Origin of the sequence: Anaerococcus urinomassiliensis (assembly GCF_900128425.1) — a bacterium.
In the GTDB taxonomy this organism is placed as follows: domain Bacteria; phylum Bacillota; class Clostridia; order Tissierellales; family Peptoniphilaceae; genus Anaerococcus; species Anaerococcus urinomassiliensis.
In genome coordinates this window covers 1-2,138 of record NZ_LT635778.1, presented here as the reverse complement: position 1 = coordinate 2,138, position 2,138 = coordinate 1, and the positions used below count along the sequence as shown (strand labels likewise).

The window sequence follows — 2,138 nt, the reverse complement described above, 5'->3', positions numbered from 1 at the left end:
AGCTAACGCAATAAACACTCCGCCTGGGGAGTACGCACGCAAGTGTGAAACTCAAAGGAATTGACGGGGACCCGCACAAGCAGCGGAGCATGTGGTTTAATTCGAAGCAACGCGAAGAACCTTACCAAGTCTTGACATATTTCGGAAGGATTTAGAGATAGATCCCTATATCTTCGGATAACTGAAATACAGGTGGTGCATGGTTGTCGTCAGCTCGTGTCGTGAGATGTTGGGTTAAGTCCCATAACGAGCGCAACCCCTATGGCTAGTTACCATCATTAAGTTGGGGACTCTAGCAATACTGCCGGTGACAAACCGGAGGAAGGTGGGGATGACGTCAAATCATCATGCCCTATATGACTTGGGCTACACACGTGCTACAATGGCAGGTACAGAGGGCAGCGAGATTGTGAAATTAAGCGAACCTCAAAAAGCCTGTCCCAGTTCGGATTGCACTCTGCAACTCGAGTGCATGAAGTTGGAGTTGCTAGTAATCGCAGATCAGAATGCTGCGGTGAATGCGTTCCCGGGTCTTGTACACACCGCCCGTCACACCATGGAAGTTGGCAATACCCGAAGCCTGTGAGCGAACCGATTGGACGCAGCAGTCGAAGGTAGGGTCAGTAACTGGGGTGAAGTCGTAACAAGGTAGCCGTATCGGAAGGTGCGGCTGGATCACCTCCTTTCTAAGGAAGCCCGGCATACTGGGTGAAAAATTAGCGAAGCGATTTTTCATCATTTTTCAAAGTTTCGAAGAAACAAGAAAAATGACGCAAGAACTTGTAATAAGAAAATTAGACTAAGCTAATAAAAAAACTAACCAAAAGTTTTGCAAAGCAAAAGCAAGTTACGCCCTTACAAGATAAGCAAATAAGCAAGTAAAGGCTAAAAACACCAGTAACCGGAACGGGGAACGATACGTTGTTCCCCAACCGATAGAAAAAAACTACGTATTCATTGATATTAAATATATGGGGGTATAGCTCAGCTGGGAGAGCACCTGCCTTGCACGCAGGGGGTCAAGAGTTCGAATCTCTTTACCTCCACCATAATGACCTATCCCAATTCATCAAAGATGAATTGATGGAAGGTCAGACGTCGCGGCGTTTCAAAGTTGCTTGCAACTTTGTCAGCAAGCCGACGCGTTTGATCTAGGATAAAGTCATTAAAGTCAGGATTTCCAAACGCGCGAAGCGGGTTTGTAGAAAGCTACGGCGACAGTCGTACGAATAATATATTCGCTGATTAACATGAACCACTCAGCAATGAGAAAAAATCAAATAGCAAACAATATTTCCAGTCAAGAAAGAAAGGGCGCCAGGTGGATGCCTTGGCACATGAAGACGAAGAAGGACGTAAGTGAACGAAAACTAGGGAAAGCTCACAAAAAGCAATGACCCCTAGGACTCCGAATGGGGAAACCCGGCTGTGGAAGACACAGTCATCATTAAGTAAATACATAGCTTAATGAAGTAAGACCCTGCGAACTGAAACATCTAAGTAGCAGGAGGAAAAGAAAGAAAACTCGATTTTCCCAGTAGCGGCGAGCGAAAAGAAAACAGCCCAACCCAACAAGAAATATTTTCTCCAGTCAAATCATTTGGGAAAATGAACCAAAGAAAGTGAAAGTCTTGTAGACAAAAGAGAAAATATTTTAGGGAGCAAGTAGCAGTGAACACGAGGAATTTGCTGTGAAGACAGGGGGCCCATCCCCTAAGGCTAAATACTAACATGTGACCGATAGCGAACAAGTACCGTGAGGGAAAGGTGAAAAGAACCCCGCAAGGGGAGTGAAAAAGAACCTGAAACCTAGTGCCTACAAGCAGAGAGAGCTCAAAAGAGTGATCTCGTACCTTTTGTAGAATGGGCCAGCGAGTTATCATACTAAGCAAGATTAAGCATCTAAGATGCGTAGTCCAAGCGAAAGCGAGTCTTAACAGGGCGGATAGTTTAATATGATAGACCCGAAACCGGGTGATCTATCCATGGTCAGAGTGAAGGTGAAGTAAAATTCACTGGAGGCTCGAACCGGGTACGGTTTAAAACGTATCGGATGAACTGTGGATAGGGGCGAAAAACCAAACGAACCCGGAGATAGCTGGTTCTCCTCGAAATAGCTTTAGGGCTAGCCTATGACC

General features: G+C 45.5%; 1 tRNA gene and 2 rRNA genes. All 3 read left to right on the top strand.

Going from position 1 to position 2,138, the window contains the following annotated elements:
* A 16S ribosomal RNA gene (locus BQ7474_RS00045) occupies nt 1-686 on the top strand; the annotation flags it as partial.
* Between the two features lie 287 nt (nt 687-973).
* Nucleotides 974-1,049 (top strand) — tRNA-Ala (locus BQ7474_RS00040).
* 249 nt (nt 1,050-1,298) lie between these two features.
* A 23S ribosomal RNA gene (locus tag BQ7474_RS10710) occupies nt 1,299-2,138 on the top strand; the annotation flags it as partial.